This window comes from Lentzea kentuckyensis, assembly GCF_002150765.1.
Classification (GTDB): Bacteria; Actinomycetota; Actinomycetes; order Mycobacteriales; family Pseudonocardiaceae; genus Lentzea; species Lentzea kentuckyensis.
The window spans coordinates 15,707-31,143 of sequence record NZ_MUYM01000003.1 but is presented as its reverse complement, the minus strand read 5'-3'; the positions used below and the strand labels follow the sequence as shown (position 1 = coordinate 31,143).

Annotated in this window: 16 protein-coding genes; 11 read left to right on the top strand and 5 right to left on the bottom strand. The window is 70.3% G+C overall.

The features are described from left to right. The first annotated feature begins 1 nt into the window (after position 1). The 4 genes from B0F77_RS02135 (at position 2) to B0F77_RS02120 (ending at position 2,373) form a co-directional block, all read left to right on the top strand. Positions 2-949: a GNAT family N-acetyltransferase gene (locus tag B0F77_RS02135; RefSeq protein ID WP_086661035.1), complete on the top strand. Its 948-nt coding sequence runs from the start codon at positions 2-4 to the stop codon at positions 947-949. A 127-nt stretch (positions 950-1,076) separates the two neighbouring features. Beyond that, positions 1,077-1,439 (top strand): hypothetical protein, encoded by a 363-nt coding sequence (locus B0F77_RS02130; protein ID WP_086661034.1) that lies wholly within the window; start codon positions 1,077-1,079, stop codon positions 1,437-1,439. Between the two features lie 86 nt (positions 1,440-1,525). Further along, positions 1,526-1,903 (top strand): AfsR/SARP family transcriptional regulator, encoded by a 378-nt coding sequence (locus B0F77_RS02125; RefSeq protein WP_086661033.1) that lies wholly within the window; start codon positions 1,526-1,528, stop codon positions 1,901-1,903. Beyond that, positions 1,846-2,373: an AfsR/SARP family transcriptional regulator gene (locus tag B0F77_RS02120; RefSeq protein WP_158102564.1), complete on the top strand. Its 528-nt coding sequence runs from the start codon at positions 1,846-1,848 to the stop codon at positions 2,371-2,373. Before B0F77_RS02125 ends, B0F77_RS02120 begins: the two co-directional genes overlap by 58 nt. Here the strand turns inward: B0F77_RS02120 and B0F77_RS02115 are convergent, their stop codons facing one another. The 4 genes from B0F77_RS02115 to B0F77_RS02100 are packed head-to-tail and all read right to left on the bottom strand — an operon-like array spanning position 2,374 to position 5,164. Continuing rightward, a complete protein-coding gene (locus tag B0F77_RS02115) occupies positions 2,374-3,111 on the bottom strand; it encodes a zinc ribbon domain-containing protein (RefSeq protein ID WP_086661031.1) in 738 nt (245 codons plus the stop codon). Further along, positions 3,108-3,929 (bottom strand): Nif3-like dinuclear metal center hexameric protein, encoded by an 822-nt coding sequence (locus tag B0F77_RS02110; RefSeq protein WP_245847774.1) that lies wholly within the window; start codon positions 3,927-3,929, stop codon positions 3,108-3,110. The genes B0F77_RS02115 and B0F77_RS02110 overlap by 4 nt, the downstream gene beginning before the upstream one ends. Continuing rightward, positions 3,926-4,921: an Rv2231c family histidinol phosphate aminotransferase CobC gene (cobC, locus tag B0F77_RS02105; RefSeq protein ID WP_086661030.1), complete on the bottom strand. Its 996-nt coding sequence runs from the start codon at positions 4,919-4,921 to the stop codon at positions 3,926-3,928. Before cobC ends, B0F77_RS02110 begins: the two co-directional genes overlap by 4 nt. Positions 4,922-4,957: 36 nt before the next feature. Further along, positions 4,958-5,164 (bottom strand): hypothetical protein, encoded by a 207-nt coding sequence (locus B0F77_RS02100; RefSeq protein WP_030472678.1) that lies wholly within the window; start codon positions 5,162-5,164, stop codon positions 4,958-4,960. 84 nt (positions 5,165-5,248) lie between these two features. On the opposite strand from B0F77_RS02100, the gene B0F77_RS49585 reads away from it, so the two are divergent. Genes B0F77_RS49585 through B0F77_RS02085 form a run of 4 tightly spaced genes read left to right on the top strand, consistent with a single transcriptional unit; the run spans position 5,249 to position 7,794 of the window. Further along, complete coding sequence (locus B0F77_RS49585) at positions 5,249-5,707, top strand: low molecular weight protein-tyrosine-phosphatase (protein ID WP_245847773.1); 459 nt, start codon at positions 5,249-5,251, stop codon at positions 5,705-5,707. Further along, positions 5,686-6,417, top strand: coding sequence for a fructosamine kinase family protein (locus tag B0F77_RS02095; protein ID WP_245847772.1), 732 nt, complete (start codon positions 5,686-5,688; stop codon positions 6,415-6,417). Before B0F77_RS49585 ends, B0F77_RS02095 begins: the two co-directional genes overlap by 22 nt. A 5-nt stretch (positions 6,418-6,422) precedes the next feature. Beyond that, positions 6,423-6,971: a DUF1349 domain-containing protein gene (locus tag B0F77_RS02090; RefSeq protein ID WP_245847771.1), complete on the top strand. Its 549-nt coding sequence runs from the start codon at positions 6,423-6,425 to the stop codon at positions 6,969-6,971. Positions 6,972-6,975: 4 nt separating this feature from the next. Next, positions 6,976-7,794: an SURF1 family cytochrome oxidase biogenesis protein gene (locus B0F77_RS02085; RefSeq protein ID WP_086661026.1), complete on the top strand. Its 819-nt coding sequence runs from the start codon at positions 6,976-6,978 to the stop codon at positions 7,792-7,794. On the opposite strand, the gene B0F77_RS02080 is transcribed toward B0F77_RS02085, so the two are convergent. Beyond that, positions 7,702-8,634, bottom strand: a complete 933-nt coding sequence (locus B0F77_RS02080; protein ID WP_086661025.1) for a cobalamin biosynthesis protein — start codon at positions 8,632-8,634, stop codon at positions 7,702-7,704. The two genes, B0F77_RS02085 and B0F77_RS02080, sit on opposite strands and share 93 nt — an antisense overlap. 72 nt (positions 8,635-8,706) lie before the next feature. Here B0F77_RS02080 and B0F77_RS02075 point away from each other — a divergent pair, with 72 nt between their 5' ends. The 3 genes from B0F77_RS02075 to B0F77_RS02065 are packed head-to-tail and all read left to right on the top strand — an operon-like array spanning position 8,707 to position 15,394. After that, positions 8,707-10,179 (top strand): DUF2397 domain-containing protein, encoded by a 1,473-nt coding sequence (locus B0F77_RS02075; RefSeq protein ID WP_086661024.1) that lies wholly within the window; start codon positions 8,707-8,709, stop codon positions 10,177-10,179. Next, on the top strand, positions 10,176-11,369 hold the full coding sequence (locus B0F77_RS02070) for a TIGR02678 family protein (RefSeq protein ID WP_086661023.1): 1,194 nt from the start codon (positions 10,176-10,178) through the stop codon (positions 11,367-11,369). Before B0F77_RS02075 ends, B0F77_RS02070 begins: the two co-directional genes overlap by 4 nt. Next, entirely contained in the window at positions 11,366-15,394 is a 4,029-nt protein-coding gene (locus B0F77_RS02065; protein WP_086661022.1) for a TIGR02680 family protein, read from the top strand. Before B0F77_RS02070 ends, B0F77_RS02065 begins: the two co-directional genes overlap by 4 nt. Positions 15,395-15,437: the final 43 nt, after the last annotated feature.

Below are 15,437 nucleotides of genomic sequence, written 5' to 3'. Positions count from 1 at the left end.
CATGCAGGAACTCACGTGGCGTCCGCTCACCGCCGAGGACGCCCAGTCGTCGGCCGACCTCCTCAACGCGATCGAGACCGTGGACAAGATCGGCGAGAACTACACCGCCGAGGACACCCTCACGGAGATCGTCGACCCGTACGCGGACATGGAACGCGGCAGCCTCGCGGCATTCGACGGCGACGCGATGGTCGGCTACATGAAGGTCCAGTACAAGCCGTCCGCCGAGGAGGTCCACCGGGTCTTCCTGGACGGTGGCGTCCACCCCGCCTACCGCCGCCGAGGCATCGGCACGACGCTCGTGCGGGCCGGGATCGAGGCGGCGAAGGTGCTGCACGAACTGCACCACCCGACGCTGAAGCTCGCGATCGACGTCAACAAGGCCGAGCACATCGCCGGCGTGGCCGAACTCCTCGGCGCCCACGGCTTCGCGCCGGGTCGCTACTACCAGCGCATGGAGCACCCACTGCGCGAACTCCGACCGGTCGCGTTCCCCGCGGGTCTGCGGGTCGAGCCGTGGTCGGAGCAGAACGACGAGGACTTCCGCGCCACCCGGAACGCGTCGTTCGCGGGGGTAGCGGTGCCGATGCCCTCGGACCTCTGGCGGAACAAGATCACCAACCAGACGTTCCGGCCGGGCCTCAGCTTCCTGGTCCGGGACGGGGACAAGCCGGTGAGCCTGCTGGTCACCATGTCCTGGGACGCGGACACGGAGGCCACCGGCATCCGCGACGCGCACTTCATGGTCATCGGAACGGTCCCGGAGTACCGGGGGCGGGGCGCTTGCAGTGCGCTTCTGGCGCACGCGTTGCTGGCCGCGAAGGAGCAGGGATACGACCAGGCCAGCCTGCGCGTCGAGTCCGCGAGTGCGGTGGGGGCGCCCGAAGTCTTCGTGAGGACCGGGTTCGTGCCTGACATCAGGTACGTGCGCTGGGCGTTGGACGTCTGACAGAGCCGGGTCGCCGGGTCGGCGCTTTCATCGTCGCGAAAGTCCGGTGAAAGCGCCGTCGAGATTCTTGTTCATGTCACCGGCCGGGGAGCCGGAGGACGTCGAACGAATCAGAGGCGGTCCAATAATGATCAAGAAGGCAGCGCTCACACTCGGCGCGTCGCTCGCGCTCGCCGTCGGCGGCGCGATGCTGACCATGCCGGCGGCGCACGCGGACAGCAGCGCCAGCACCACCGGGGCCAGGGCGACCTTCCAATCGGACGGCGAGATCTTCCGCCTGTACGACACGGGCTGCGACGGCAACCCCGTCTACCTCGTGTACCGGATCAACAGGGGCTCCGAGAACCGACACGACATGGGCGGTGGGTGCAACTCGAGCGCCAAGTACGACAAGTCGTACAGCGAAGGGACCCGGATCGACTACAAGGCCTGCGTGAACATCCAGCCCGGGATCGACCGGTGCTCCGGTTGGTCGACCGACACGGCCTGACCTGCCGCGGATGTCCTGAACGCCCGAAAGCGCTCTCCTCGGATGCGAGACTCCGAGGAGAGCGTGACCGGATGGTGGGGGGGCGCATGGAGTTTCGCGTGATGGGACCGGTGGAGGTGCGGTGCGACGACCGGGTGGAGGTCTTGTCGGGCCGGCTGCAGCGGACCCTGCTCGGGGTGTTGCTGGCGCGGGCGAACCAGCCTGTGCCGGTGGACGTGCTGACCGACGCGTTGTGGGGTGATCGGCCGGACCCGCGGGCGGCGCAGAAGCTGCAGCTGCAGCTGCATCGGCTGCACGGTGCGCTGGACACCCCGGATCGGCTGTCGTTCAGCGAGACCGGCTACCGGCTGCGGCCGGGCAGGACGAGGTCGACGCCGCGCGGTTCGAGGCGCTGGTCAAGGCGGGGGTGGCGGCCTCGGAACGGGAGCCGCAGCGCGCGATCGAGTCGCTGCGTGCCGCGCTGACGTTGTGGCGGGGCGACCCGTTCGCGGACGTGGAGGTGCCGGTGCTCGCCGGCTGGGCACGCGGACTCGCCGTACAGCGCCTCGCCGCCGTCGAGGCGCTGTACGAGGCCGAGCTCGCCTGTGGTCTGCACGAGGCGGTGCTCGGTGAGCTGACCGATCTGGTGCGGGAGCATCCGTTGCGGGAGCGGTTGCACGGGCTGCTGATGACCGGGCTGTACCGGGCCGGACGCCGGTCCGAGGCCCTGGAGGCCTACCGCCGGGCGCGGCAGGCGCTGGTGTCCGAGCTCGGCCTGGAGCCGGGGCCGGAACTGCACGAACGCGCGCGAGCACACGAGGGCATCGGTGACGCCCACGCCGCCTTGAGCGAGCACGACCGAGCCGCTGAGCACTGGCAGCGCGCGCTGGTGCTCTACCGCCAGTTCGGCCTGCCCCAGGTCGACACGGTGACCGCCAAGCTGGCCGGCGGGTGATCAGGCCTTCGGTTGCGCGACGCGGACCAGAATGGCGCCGCACTCCTCGCAGCGCACGATCTCGTCCGCCGCCGCTTCCTGCAGCTTCGACACCGCACCGCGGTCGAGTTCGATCCGGCACGCTCCGCATCGGCGCGACTGGAACGGCGCCGCACCGATGCCGCGCTGCTCACGCTGGCGGTCGTAGATCTTCAGCAGGTCGTCCGGGAAGCCCTTGGCCATCACCGAGCGGTCCGCGGTGCGCCTGGTCTCGGTCGACTCCAGGTCGGCGAGAGCGGCGTCACGGCGGGCAGCGGCGTCCTCCAGGGTCGCGCGGGCCTTGTCGAGCTCCACGCGGGCGAACGACGCGTTGGCCTCCACGGCCTCGCGGCGTTCCATCAGCTCCAGCAGGTCGTCCTCGAGGACGCCCTGGCGGCGCTGGAGCGTGGCGAGCTCGTGCTCCAGGTCGGTGAGCTGCTTGGCGCCGACCGAGCCGGACTGCATCAGCTTGCGGTCGCGCTCCTCGCGGGCGCGGACCTGGTCGATCTCGGTTTCCTGGCGCTTCACGTCGCGGTCGAGGTCGCCGAGGGTCGTCTCGACGTCCACCAGCGCGTCCTGCTTCACGCGGACCTGCTGCTCGGCCTCGGCGATCTCCGCGATTTCGGGCAGCGTGCGGCGACGGTGGGTGACACGCGCCAGTTCGGCGTCGACCTCGGCAAGGTCGAGCAGCCTGCGCTGCACTGCGGGATCGGCTTTCACGCAAGTCCTCCTACTGCTTTGCTCGTCGCACCGACTGTCCACGGATCGGTCCGGCGGGTGGAGACGAGTACGTCGACCCTACCGCCGAAGGCCTGCCGCAGGATCTCCGCCGCCTGCTCGCACCACGGCCACTCGCTGGCCCAGTGCGCCACGTCCACCAACGCGGGCCCGCCGGACTCCAGGTGCTCGCTCGCCGGGTGGTGGCGCAGATCGGCCGTCACGTAGGCGTCGACGCCCGCGCGCCGCACCGTGCCGAGGAAGCTGTCGCCCGCTCCGCCGCACACCGCGACCCGTTTGATCAGGCGTTCCGGATCGCCGGCTGCCCGGACGCCCTGCACCGTGCCGGGCAACGCGTCGGCCACGCGCTGGGCGAAGACCCGCAGCGGTTCGGCCTCCGGCAGCTCGCCGATGCGACCCAGGCCGACGTCGTCGTCCGACATCTCCAACGGTCCGGTGACGATGAGCCCGATGGCGTCCGCGAGCGCGTCCGACACTCCCGGCGACGCGCTGTCGGCGTTGGTGTGCGCGCAATACAAGGCGGCGCGGTTCCGAATCAGCTTGTGCACCAACGCACCCTTGGGGTCGTCGGCCGGAACCCCGTTGACCCCTCTCAGGAGCAACGGGTGGTGCGCGAGCAGCAGCTGTGCCCCGGACTCGACCGCTTCGTCCACAGTGGACCAGGTCGGGTCCACGCAGACCAGGACCCTGGTGACCTCCTCGTCCGGGTCACCGCAGACCAGGCCGACCGCGTCCCACTTCTCGGCGGTCTTCGGCGGATACGCGGACTCCAGCACCGCGATCACGTCGGCGAGCTTCAAGCCAGTTCCTCCATCACTACCCGCAGCGCGTCCACGAACACCGCGAACTCCCGCGGCGGCCGGATCGCCACGCGCAGATACGTGTCGTCGAGTCCGGGGAACGTGTCGCAGCGGCGTACCGCGATCCCCTTGTCCCGCAACGCCTCCCGCGTGCCCCTCGGCGCCCTGATCAGCAGGAACGGCGCTTTCGGCCGAACCACGACCAGATCTTGGAGCTGCTCCAAGGCGAACGCGGCGTACTCTTCCGCTTCTTTCGCGAACCGCTTCGAGGCTTCGAGCGCCTCGGGTTCGCAGCAGGCCGTGATCGCTTCCAGCGTCAGGCTGCCGACGGGCCAGTGCGGGCGGCCGTGCGCCAGCCTTTGGAGCGTCTCCGGGTCGCCGAGGAAGTAGCCGGCCCGCAGCCCGGCCAAGCCCCACGTCTTGGTGAGGCTGCGCAGCACGAGCACCTCGGGGTCGTGCGCGAGCGACTCGGGCTCACCGGGCACGGCGTCCATGAACGCCTCGTCGACGACGAGCCGGCCGGGCAACGTCTTGAGCTTCACGGCCTCGTGCAGCACCGACGTCGGGTTCGTCGGGTTGCCGATGACGGTCAGATCGGCGTCCACGTACGTGTCTTTGAGCTTGAAGTCGCCGTCGAGCAGCACGTGTTCCACCGGAATTCCGGCGTCGCGGAAGGCCACTTCGGGCTCGGTGAAGCCCGGATGCACGATCGCGGCACGGCGCGGCGCGAGCTTCGGCAGCAGCGCGAAGCCCTCAGCGGCACCGTTGAGCAGCAGAACCTCGTCCGGCGAGCGCCCGTGACGGCGTGCGACTGCCTCACGGGCACGCTCATCTGCCAGCTTCGAGGGATAGGTTCCAAGGCCGTCGAGCGCCGCGGCCAGCCGTTCGCGCAGCCAATCGGGCGGGTGCGGCACCCGCACGTTGACGGCGAAGTCGGCAAGGCCTGGTGCGGCGTCGACGTCACCGTGGTGGCGCAGGTCTGGGCTGGTCATCGCCCGGATTCTAGGCGACCAGCGCAGAGCCCCGCGTCACTGCATGTAGCGGCGGAGCTCGGTGAGGTGGCTGATCAGCTCGTCCAGCTGGAAGGCGTCGAGCTGCGCCGACTCACCGGGCGGGGTGCGGAAGCAGACGCGACCCTTCTCGTTGAGGTACACCTCGAACGCACGACGGCGCCCGAGGGCGTCGGTACACCCGATGATCTCCCGTTGCGGGGGCACGTCAGTACCTGTCTGCATGGGCGGCCTCCATGTCGTTTGTCCGTACATCTTGCGACAGCGGTTGAGCGTTACCGTGCGGCGGCACCCCATAGGCTGCGCGACATGCAGGTCCACGTCACCTTCGTCTGCACCGGCAACATCTGCCGGTCCCCCGTGGCAGCGCTCGTGTTCAGAGAGTGGCTGTCCCGGGAAGGATTGTCGTCTTTCGTCACCGTGTCCAGTGCCGGCACCGGTGGATGGCACGTCGGCGACCCCGCAGACCCGCGCGCACTGAAGACGTTGGCGGCCAACGGATATCCCACCGACCACGTGGCGGCGCAGGTGTCCTCCCTTCATCTGGACGCGGATCTGCTGGTGGCCCTGGACTCCGGACACGCCCGCGCGTTGCGCCGGATGGCCGATCCCGACCGCGTCCGGCTGCTCCGTTCGTTCGATCCGGACGCCGACGGCGTGGACGTGCCGGACCCGTACTACGGCGACGATGCCGGGTTCGACGAGGTGCTTTCGATGACGGAGGCGGCGATGCCGGGGTTGATCGCGTGGGTCCGCGAACAGCTCTGAGGACGAAACACCAGTCACCCGAGGCGACCGCCGCCGAAGCGGCCGGCCTGCGCTGGCTGCGCGTGGACGGCGGCCCGCCGATCCCGTTCGTGCACGAGGCGTCCGAGGGCAAGTTGGTGATCGACGAGATCCCGCACGGCATGCCGAATCTTCAGGCAGCCGTGACCTTCGGACGCCGTCTGGCCGCTCTGCACCTCGCCGGCGCCCCCGCGTTCGGCGCCCCACCACCCGGCGGCCCGCGCGAGGCGACCATCGGCATGGCCCCGATGGTCAACGAGCCCGCGCCGTCGTGGCCCGAGTGGTTCGCCTCACAGCGAATCGAGCCGTACGCACGCCGCGCCGGCATCGACGTGAGCGAGATCCACGCCCGAATCGCCGAGCTCGCCGGCCCCGCCGAACCTCCCGCGCGGCTGCACGGCGACCTGTGGAGCGGCAACGTGCTGTGGGGCGCCGACGGCCAGGTGTGGCTCATCGACCCCGCGGCCCACGGCGGACACCGAGAGAGCGATCTCGCCATGCTCCAGCTCTTCGGCTGCCCGTTCCTCGACCACGTCCTCGGCGCCTACCAGGAGGTCGCGCCACTGGCCGACGGCTGGCAGGCGCGCGTGCCGCTGCACCAACTGTTCCCGCTGCTCGTGCACACCGTGCTGTTCGGCGGCGGATATCGATCAGAAGTCTTGGCCGCGATGGTCGCCGCTTTGCGAGGATGAGATCCATGGACCTCACCGGGTGGACGTGGCTGAACGAGCCGCGGAAGTGGTCGACCGATCCCCTGACCGTGCACGCCGACCCCAACAGCGACTTCTGGCGCCTCACCGGCAACGGCATCATCCGCGACAACGGTCACCTCTTCGGCGTGACGCTGACCGGCGACTTCACCATCACCGCGACCTTCAGCGGCGCCTACGCGGCCCAGTACGACCACGCGGGCGTCGGGCTGCTGATCGACGGCGAGAACTGGATCAAGGCCGGGGTCGAGGTGTTCGACGGCAAACAGCAGGCCAGCACGGTCGTGACCAGGGGTTTCTCGGACTGGAACCTGGCGCTCGTCGCGCCTTTCGAGCGGTTCACGATCAGCGCGGAACGCAAGGGCGACGCGGTGTGGGTGCGGTACGGGGTCGACGGTGCGGAGCCCACTGACGTGCTGCGCAAGGCGTTCTTCCCGCCGGAGCGGGAGGTCAAGGCCGGGATCATGGCGGCGAGCCCGGAGGGTGAGGGGTTCGTGACCCAGTTCCACGAGGTCCAGCTCACGCAACTACCGTGAAGACGTGCGGTTCAAGTTCCTCCTCAAGCCGGGCTGGCTGGCGCTGACCCTGGCCGTCTGGGTGTTCGCGGGCGCCTGCATCTACTTCCTGTCCCCGTGGCAGTTCGGCCGCAACGACGAACGCCAGGCGCAGAACTCCGCCATCACCAAGTCGCTCAAGAGCGACCCGGTCCCGTTCGGCGTGCAGCACGACGAGTGGCAGAAGGTCGAGATCAAGGGCCGCTACCTGCCCGAACTCGAGGCGCTCGCCAGACTGCGGACCGTCCAGGGCGAGGCCGCCTTCGAGGTCATCACGCCGTTCAGGACCACAGCGGGCCAGACCGTCCTCATCGACCGCGGCTACGTGCGGCCCGTCAACGGCATCAAGCCGCCGAACTTCACCGCACCGCCCACCGAAGAGGTCACCCTCATCGGGCTGGCCAGGCCGAACGAGTCGAACGACCAGCCGGCCTTCGAGCAGGACGGCCGCAGGCAGATCTACTCCATCAACAACAACGCGGTCGGCCCGAACATCGAGCCCGGGTACTACCAGCTGATCGAGAACCAGCCGGGTGCGCTCGACACGTTGCCACTCCCGCGGATCGAGTCCGGGCCGTTCTTCTCCTACGCGCTGCAGTGGATCGCGTTCGGCGTCATGGCGGTCGGCGGCTGGCTGTACTTCACCATCCGCGAGGCACGGCCGGGTGGCGTGCTGTACGAGGGCAGCAAGCGCAAGAAGTCGATCGCCGAGCTACTTGCGGAAGAGAGCGACGAAAGCGCTGATGAGGCCGGCGCCGAAGCCGACGACCCGGGACAGCTCCACGGCACGCGTCACGTGACCTGAGTCCGGGTTGCGGCCGTGGCCCAGCACCGGCCGCTCCTCGACGCCGTGCGCGTACACCGTCCGGCCGCCCAGCCTGATCTCCAGCGCACCCGCGAACGCCGCCTCGACCTGGCCGGCGTTGGGTGACGGGTGCGCGGACGCGTCCCGGCGCCACGTCTCCAGCGCCTGACTGGCGGACCCGCCCACGACCGGTGCGCCGCCCACGGTCAGCAGCGCCGCCAGCCGCGAGGGCAGCAGGTTCAGAAGATCGTCCAACCGTGCCGAGGCCCAGCCGAAGCGCCGGTAACGCACAGACTTGTGTCCGACCATCGCGTCCAGGGTGTTGGCCGCGCGATACCCCAACAGGCCGGGAACGCCGAAAGCCGCACCCCACACCAACGGCGCCACGACCGCGTCCGACGTGTTCTCGGCCACGGACTCCACGGTCGCGCGGGCCAGACCGAACGTGTCGAGGCGGGAAGCGTCACGGCCGCACAGGTGAGGCAGCCGGGCCCGCGCGGCCTCGACGTCACCGGCGTCGAGCTCGCGGCCCATCGAGGTGCCCTCGGTAGCCAGCGAGTGGCCGCCGAGCACCGTCCAGGTCGCCAGCGCCGTGGTGACCGTTTGTGCCAGCCAGTGCCGGCGAGCGAGGCGCTCCACGGCGACACCAGCGGCCACGGTTCCACCGACCAACACGGCCGTGTAGGCGACACCGGCAGCCTGCGAGTCGGCGTAAATACGCTTCTCCAGGGCCGCGGCTGAACTGCCGAATGCCGCTACCGGGTGAAATCGGCGTGGATCACCGAACACCGCGTCCGCCGCCACGCCCAGCAACAACCCCAACGCGCGACCCGCGCCCACGGCATCCTCCCCAGCTCGTCGGAGGCACGGTAGCGCCGCATCACACCAGCGCGCGCATTAGGGTGGCCGCTCGTGGAGCACAAGCGGCTGAAGCTGTACGCCTATCTGGACGCGCGCGATCACCAGCGCACGTACCTGGCGATCATGCGGCTGTTCACCTCCACGCTGCTGGCAGATCTCAGCGCGGGCGAGGTCGCGGGCGCACTCGCGGGCCAAGAGCGTGAGGGCAAGGTCGAACAGGGCGAGAGCCGCATCGAGAACGTCATCAACCGCCTCAAGCAGCTGGTCGAGTGGGGAAACCTCGTCCAGGGCCGCCGAGAGGTCGTCGCGGCCAGCATCGCCGAGTTCCAGCACGGCAGCGTCCGGTACCAGGTCTCCAAGCTCGCCGTCCGCGTCCAGCGAGACGTCGACGAGCTGCTCCGGGTCCCGGAAGGCGCCCGCGAGGTCTCCCGCGAGCTGCTCCCCGCCATCGAACGCGGCCTCAACGAGCTGGGCGGCAGCCTCTCAGTTGCGCTGCTCAACGAAGGCGACAAGACCAAGGAACTCCTCGCCGAACGCGTCACCACGCTGTTCCTGCAGCACGCCGAGCTCGCCGCGACCGTCCGCGACTTCTACGCCTACCTCGGCCAGGTCGTCACGAGGAACCACCTGGCGCCCGAGGAGATCGCGGGCTTCCGGAACCTGCTGGTCGAGTACATCCAGCGGGTCGTCGAGGACGTCCTGAAGTACACGCCCCCGATCGCGGAGGCCCTCGCCGGACTCACCAGGGCCCGCAGCGAACTCCTGCGGCTCCTCGGCACCGACCTCGGCCTCAACGTCGAACGCGCCCGCGGCCGCACGCCGGAGGACTGGCAGGAGCTCACGGACTGGTTCGTCGACCGCCCTGGCCGCCCGAGCCAGGTCACGGCGCTCAGAGAAGCCACGGCCCGCGCGATCGGCAGCCTCCTGGCGAGCGTCAAGAGAGCGACCTCCGGCGGCGGCCTGCTCCCCGGACGACGCGCCGAGCTGCTCAAGCTCGCCGGCTGGTTCGACAACTCGACCAGAGAAGAAGCGCACGAGATCTACGCGTCGGCGTTCGGGCTCTACAGCGCCCGTCACCTCTCCCCCGCGCCGGAACACGACTCGGACAACGAACGCACGCCGTGGCGCGACGGCCCGGTCTGCGACGTGACGGTCAGCGTCCGCAGCAGAGGTGACCGGGGCGGACGCGGCCGGCCGAGCAGGATCCTCGACGACCCGATGACCGAGCAGTCACTGCTCGCGGAGGCCCGTGAGGCGGACGAGATCCGCGCGCGGCACGTCGCGGAACTGACCAAGGCGGCCGGAAACCTGGAGAACACCACGCTGACGCACGGCGCGTTGGAGGTCTTCTGCGAACTGCTGACGCTCGCGATGGCCCAGCGCGACTCGCCGAACGACAGCGGATCGGCCAGCGACCCCGTGCGCGGCCTCAAACTGGAGATCGCCCACGGCACGACGACGCAGATCAGGTCGGCCGCCGGGACGCTCACCCTGCACGACGCGACGGTGGCCCTGAAGCAATGAACCACTTGGACAACCTCTCCGACATCGACGCCGCCAACGTGGTGCGCTGCGCCCGAACGTTGCTGCGCAGGCCTCTCCTGCGCAGTGACGGCCCGGACGGCGAGCTGCTCAGCCTCGTCTACCGGCACCGGGCAACGCTGCAGGACCTGTTCGCGGGCCTGCTCGGCTACCGGCTCGTGGTGGAACGACGGTTCGCGCGCCTCTACAAGTCCGGCCCCGGCAACGACGACACCCGCGGCGTGCTCAGCATGTCCCCGCGCGGCTACGCCTACCTCGCGCTCACCCTCGCGGTGCTCACCGGCATCGGCCGCCAGACGCTGCTGTCCCGCCTGGTCGCCGACATCCGTTCCGCCGCAGCGGAAGCAGGCATCGACGCACCGGACGACGTCACCGAACGGCGTGCGCTCACAGCAGCCCTGCGCCACCTCGTCTCCCTTGGCGTGCTCCAGGAAACCGAGGGTTCGGTCGCCCAGGACCTGCTCCCTCAGGAAGCCCTGATCACGATCGACACGGACCTGCTGGGCCAGCTCGTCACGGGCCCGGTCGGCGAGGCCCAGGACCCGGCCCACCTCATCGAACTGGCCGCCCGCCCCGGCCCGCGCGGCATCGAGCACGCCGTGCGGCGCAAGCTCGTCGAGACGCCGCTGGTGCTGTACGCGGACCTGCCGGACGAGCAGGCGGAGTGGCTGCGCCGCAACCAGCGCAAGGAAACCGCGTTGCTGGAGCAGGCGTTCGGCCTCTACACCGAGTGCCGGGTCGAGGGCGTGCTGGCGGCCGACCCCGAGGACTTCCTGACCGACCTGTCGTTCCCCGGCGTCTCCACGGTCGCGCGCATCACGTTGCTCGCCCTGCCCGACCTGCTCGACAGCGAGGACGAGGACCCGCCGGCCCGGCACGTCGTCCCCACCGAACGCATCCGCGAGGTCTGCGCCGGTCTGGTCGAGGACTACCCTGCCGCGTGGTCGAAGCAGTTCACCGACGACCTCGACCGGCTGGTCGCCGAGGTGACGGAGTTGTTGCGCCGCATGGGTCTCGCGGTGCGCACCGACGAAGGCGCGTGGTCGGTCAGCGCGGCCGCGCACCGCTGGCTGCCGTCCCCCGACGGCGATCCCGAACGAGAACAACCGGAACCCGTTGTGGTGCCCGAAGTACCGAGCTGGTCCCTGTTCGACGAGGAGAACGTTTCATGAGCAGGTGGCGGCTGCACCGCGGCGGCGTGGTCAACATCTGGCAGTACACCGAGCAGACGTTCGACTTCTCCGGTGGCCGCGCGATCTTCCAGGGCACCAACGGTTCCGGCAAGTCCCGCACGCTGGAGCTGTTGCTGCCGCTGTGCCTGGACGGCGACCTGCGCCAGCTCGGCTCGAAGGGCTTCGACACGGTCAGCATCCGGCGCCTGATGCTGGACGACTACGACGGCGGCCCGAACCGCATCGGGTACGCGTGGGTCGAGCTGATCCGCGAAGCCGCCGACCACAGTGGCAACGAGTACCTGACGTGCGGCCTCGGCGTGAAGGCGTCGAAGACCTCGCAGGCGATCACGGACTCGTGGCGGTTCGTCACGCCCATGCGCGTCGGCACGGAACTCCAGCTCGCGGGCCCCGAACGCGTCCCGCACGGCCCGGCGCAGCTGCGTGACCTCATCGGCGCGGACTGCATGTTCGAGGAACAGGCGTTCCGCGCGAAGATCGCCGACGCCGTCTACGGCGTGCCCGCCGCGCGCTACCCGGACCTGCTGCACCTCCAGCGCACGCTGCGCAACCCGGACGTCGGCCTGAAGGTGCTGGAAGGCCAGCTGGAGCAGATCCTCAGCGACGCGCTGCCGCCGCTGGACCAGGCGATGGTCGAGCAGCTCGCGACGTCGTTCGACGACCTGGAGTCGATCCGCGAGAACATCGTGCGACTGTCCTCTGCAGACAGTGCGCTCGGCACGTTCCTCAAGACCTACAGCGACTACGCGTTCGGCGGGCTGCGCAGCGCGTCCGAACGACTCGACGCCGCCGAGAAGTCGGTCACGAAGCTGCGGCGCGAGCAGTCGAAGCTCACGCAGGACCTGGACGTCACGCGGATGGAGCGCTCGGCGTCCGAGCAGGCACTTGTCGACATGGAGACCGGCGAGCAACAGGCCGAGGAGACCATCGCGGCGCTCAAGGAACTGCCGGCGTTCCGCGACCTCCAGGACCTCAAGACGCGCGAGAACCTGGTGGCGGAGAAGCGATCCAGCGCTGTCGCCGCGCTCGAAACGGCCCACCGCCAGCGGGCCCAGGAAGACGCGTCCGTCGACAACGTGCTGCGGCTCCTCAGGCGCCTGGCAGAGGATCTCCAAGCGGCCGATGCGTTGAGCGACCCGCTGCGCGAGAACCTGCGCCTGGCCGGCATGGACTCCGACCTCGCACCGGACGTGCCGCAGGTCCCGGCCGCCGAGGCCACCGTGACCACGGATTCGGTGCGCGCCAAGCCGGACCCCGAGGCCGGCCCGCTGCCGATCGAACGCCGCGTGCCGCCCGCCGCCGCGACCGAGGACGTGCTGACCGCGCTGTCGTCGGTGATCGACCAGACCTCGGGCATCGCTTCCCTTGCCCGCCAACGAGGTGCGCTGGCACTGGCGCTGCACGAACAGGCACTGGCGCTGGACTCGCAGCAGCGCGAGGTGGAGTCGTTGCGGCAGAAGGCCCGCGACGCCCAGCTCGGCGCGACCGAGTCGACCTCGTTGCGCAACCAGGAGCTGCAGGAACTGGCCGAGGTCGTGCAGACCTGGCTGGAGCAGGTCGAGGTGTGGACGTCGAGCGGCCCGCTGCTCGACGAACGCCCCGCGCACCCCCTGACGTTGCCCCAGACCACCGATCCGGCCGCCGCGAAGGCGTTGAGCACGACGGCCCGCGAGTGGGTCGGCCCGCTGGTGCAGGCCGCTCGCGACGCCGCACACGCGTTCACGCAGCAGCGCACCGACCTGCGCGCACGGCTCGACACGCTCGACGAGGAGCTGATCGGCCTGCGTTCGGGAAACGAACGGGTGCCGGTGCCGGGCCAGTACACGTCGGCGAACCGCGATTCGGCCGTCGGCGCGCCGTTCTACCGGCTGGTGGACTTCGCGCCGTCGCTGAACGACGAGGAACGGGCAGGACTGGAGGCGGCGCTGCAGGCGAGCGGCCTGCTGGACGCCTGGGTGACCCCTGCCAACGCCGAACTGAACGACATCCTGGCCGTGCCGAGGCCCGCGGTCGACGGCCGGTCGCTCGCCGAGTTCCTGGTGCCGGCCGTCGAAGGTTCGCCGGTGCCGGAGACGTTCGTCGCCGACCTGCTGCGCGCGGTGTCGCTGGACGACATGACCACCACCGGCGACTGGCGCGCGGGCGTGCTGACCGGCCGCTGGACCAAGCCCGAGGCCGAGTTCATCGGTGCCGGCGCGCGGGAAGCCGCCCGTGGCCGCCGGATCACCGCGCTGGAGGAGGAACTGGCCGACCTGCGCGCCCAGCTCGGTGCCGCGGAGGACGAACTGGCCCGCGCCCACGAGCACGTCGCCACCTGGGAAGCGCACGTCGCGGCGTTCCCCGGCGACGGCGAGCTGATCGCCAAGCACAGCCGCGTCCAGGCCGCCGAGGAGTCCGCGGCACGGTCCCAGCAGCGCACGTTCCAGCTGCGGGAGGCCCTGGAGAACGCCAACTCGCGCCTCGAAGCGGCACGGTCCGAACTGACCCGCCAGGCAGGCGACGCCGGACTGCCGAGTGACACCGAAGCGCTGCGCCAGGCCCAGGCAGCGGCGAGCGAGGCCCAGCGGACGGCCGATCTGCTCGGCGACGCGGTCCGAAGGCGTTGCCAGGGCACGATCTCCGACCTCACCGACGCCTCGCACCGCTACCACGAGGCCGTCGCGGACCGGCAGACCGCGGAAGCCGACGCCGACAGCCGGTGCGTCGACTACGCGGCCCAGGCAGGCACACTGGCCGAGCTGACCGACGCGGTCGGCGGCGAGGCCAAGGAGATCAGCGAGCAACTCACGCAGCTGGAGAAGTCGCGCAAGAAGATGCGCGAGGACCTCAAGGGCGTGCGCGAGAGCATCACGACCGCGCGCGAGCAGGCGGCGAAGCTGGAAGCGTTGCTGGAGACCAACTCCACGCAGGTCACCGATGCCGAGGAGGCGCTGGCGCGCGCGTCCGCGAACTTCCAGGCGACCGTTCGAGCTCCTGGCCTGCTGGCAGCGGCGTTCCCGGAAGCTCCCGAAGAAGCGTTGGTGCGGCAGGCCATCGCCGACGCGGGCGACCGCCGTGGCGGCACCGAGGCCACCGTGATCGCCAAGCTGCAGGCGTTGCAGACCTCCCTCGCCGGCAGCCACGACATCGCCGCCGAGCAACACGCGGGCCTGCTGACCGTGACGGTGACCGGCGAGGAGGGCGCGAAGCCCGTCGCCGTGGCCGCCCGCCAGGTCACCACGAAGCTGGCCGAGCAGCGCGGGTTCCTCGACGAGCAGTACCAGGGCATCTTCGCCGACTACCTGATCCGCGACCTGGCCGAGTGGCTGCGCGGCCAGATCACCGTCGCCGAGAGCCTCACCAAGCGGATGAACGAGGTGCTCGGCCAGGCCCGGTCCAGCCAGGGCGTGCACGTCAAGCTGGCCTGGAAGTCGTCCAGCGCCCTCGACGACCAGACGAGGCAAGCGCTTGCGCTCGTCCGGCTTCCGTTCGGCGAACGCACGCCCGAGCAGGACGCCACGCTGCGCCGCGTCTTCACCGAGCGGATCGAGAACGAGCGCGACACGCACACCGGTGGCTACGCCGAGATCCTGTCGCGGGCGCTCGACTACCGGACGTGGCACCAGTTCACGGTGACCGTCGCCGACACCGGCCCGGACGGCAACCCGCGCGAACGGCGGCTCCGGCAGCTCTCGTCCGGCGAGACCCGGCTGATCTCGTACGTGACGCTGTTCGCCGCCGCCGCGAGCTTCTACGACGCCGTCAGCGACGAGTTCGACCCGCTCCGCCTGGTGCTGCTCGACGAGGCCTTCGAACGCCTCGACGACCCGACCATCGCGCGCATGCTGGGCCTGCTGGTCGACCTCGACATGGACTGGGTGATCACCTGGCCGAGTGGCTGGGGCGTGTCCGACAAGATCCCGCGCATGCACATCTTCGACGTGCTGCGGCCCAAGAACGGCCGTGGCGTCGCGTGCACGCAGACGACGTGGGACGGCGCGGCGCTGGACCGAGTGGATCCCTAGAAGGGCACCGGTCCCGCGCCCACTCGTCCTTGATCGGCAGCGG

Bases quoted from the DNA above. Each gene is read 5' to 3' on its own strand.
- B0F77_RS02135 (WP_086661035.1), top strand. From the start codon at position 2: ATGCAGGAACTCACGTGGCGTCCGCTCACCGCCGAGGACGCCCAGTCG.
- B0F77_RS02065 (WP_086661022.1), top strand. From the start codon at position 11,366: ATGAGCAGGTGGCGGCTGCACCGCGGCGGCGTGGTCAACATCTGGCAG.
- B0F77_RS02070 (WP_086661023.1), top strand. From the start codon at position 10,176: ATGAACCACTTGGACAACCTCTCCGACATCGACGCCGCCAACGTGGTG.
- B0F77_RS02125 (WP_086661033.1), top strand. From the start codon at position 1,526: ATGGAGTTTCGCGTGATGGGACCGGTGGAGGTGCGGTGCGACGACCGG.
- B0F77_RS02100 (WP_030472678.1), bottom strand. From the start codon at position 5,164: ATGCAGACAGGTACTGACGTGCCCCCGCAACGGGAGATCATCGGGTGT.
- cobC (WP_086661030.1), bottom strand. From the start codon at position 4,921: ATGACCAGCCCAGACCTGCGCCACCACGGTGACGTCGACGCCGCACCA.
- B0F77_RS49585 (WP_245847773.1), top strand. From the start codon at position 5,249: ATGCAGGTCCACGTCACCTTCGTCTGCACCGGCAACATCTGCCGGTCC.
- B0F77_RS02090 (WP_245847771.1), top strand. From the start codon at position 6,423: ATGGACCTCACCGGGTGGACGTGGCTGAACGAGCCGCGGAAGTGGTCG.
- B0F77_RS02130 (WP_086661034.1), top strand. From the start codon at position 1,077: ATGATCAAGAAGGCAGCGCTCACACTCGGCGCGTCGCTCGCGCTCGCC.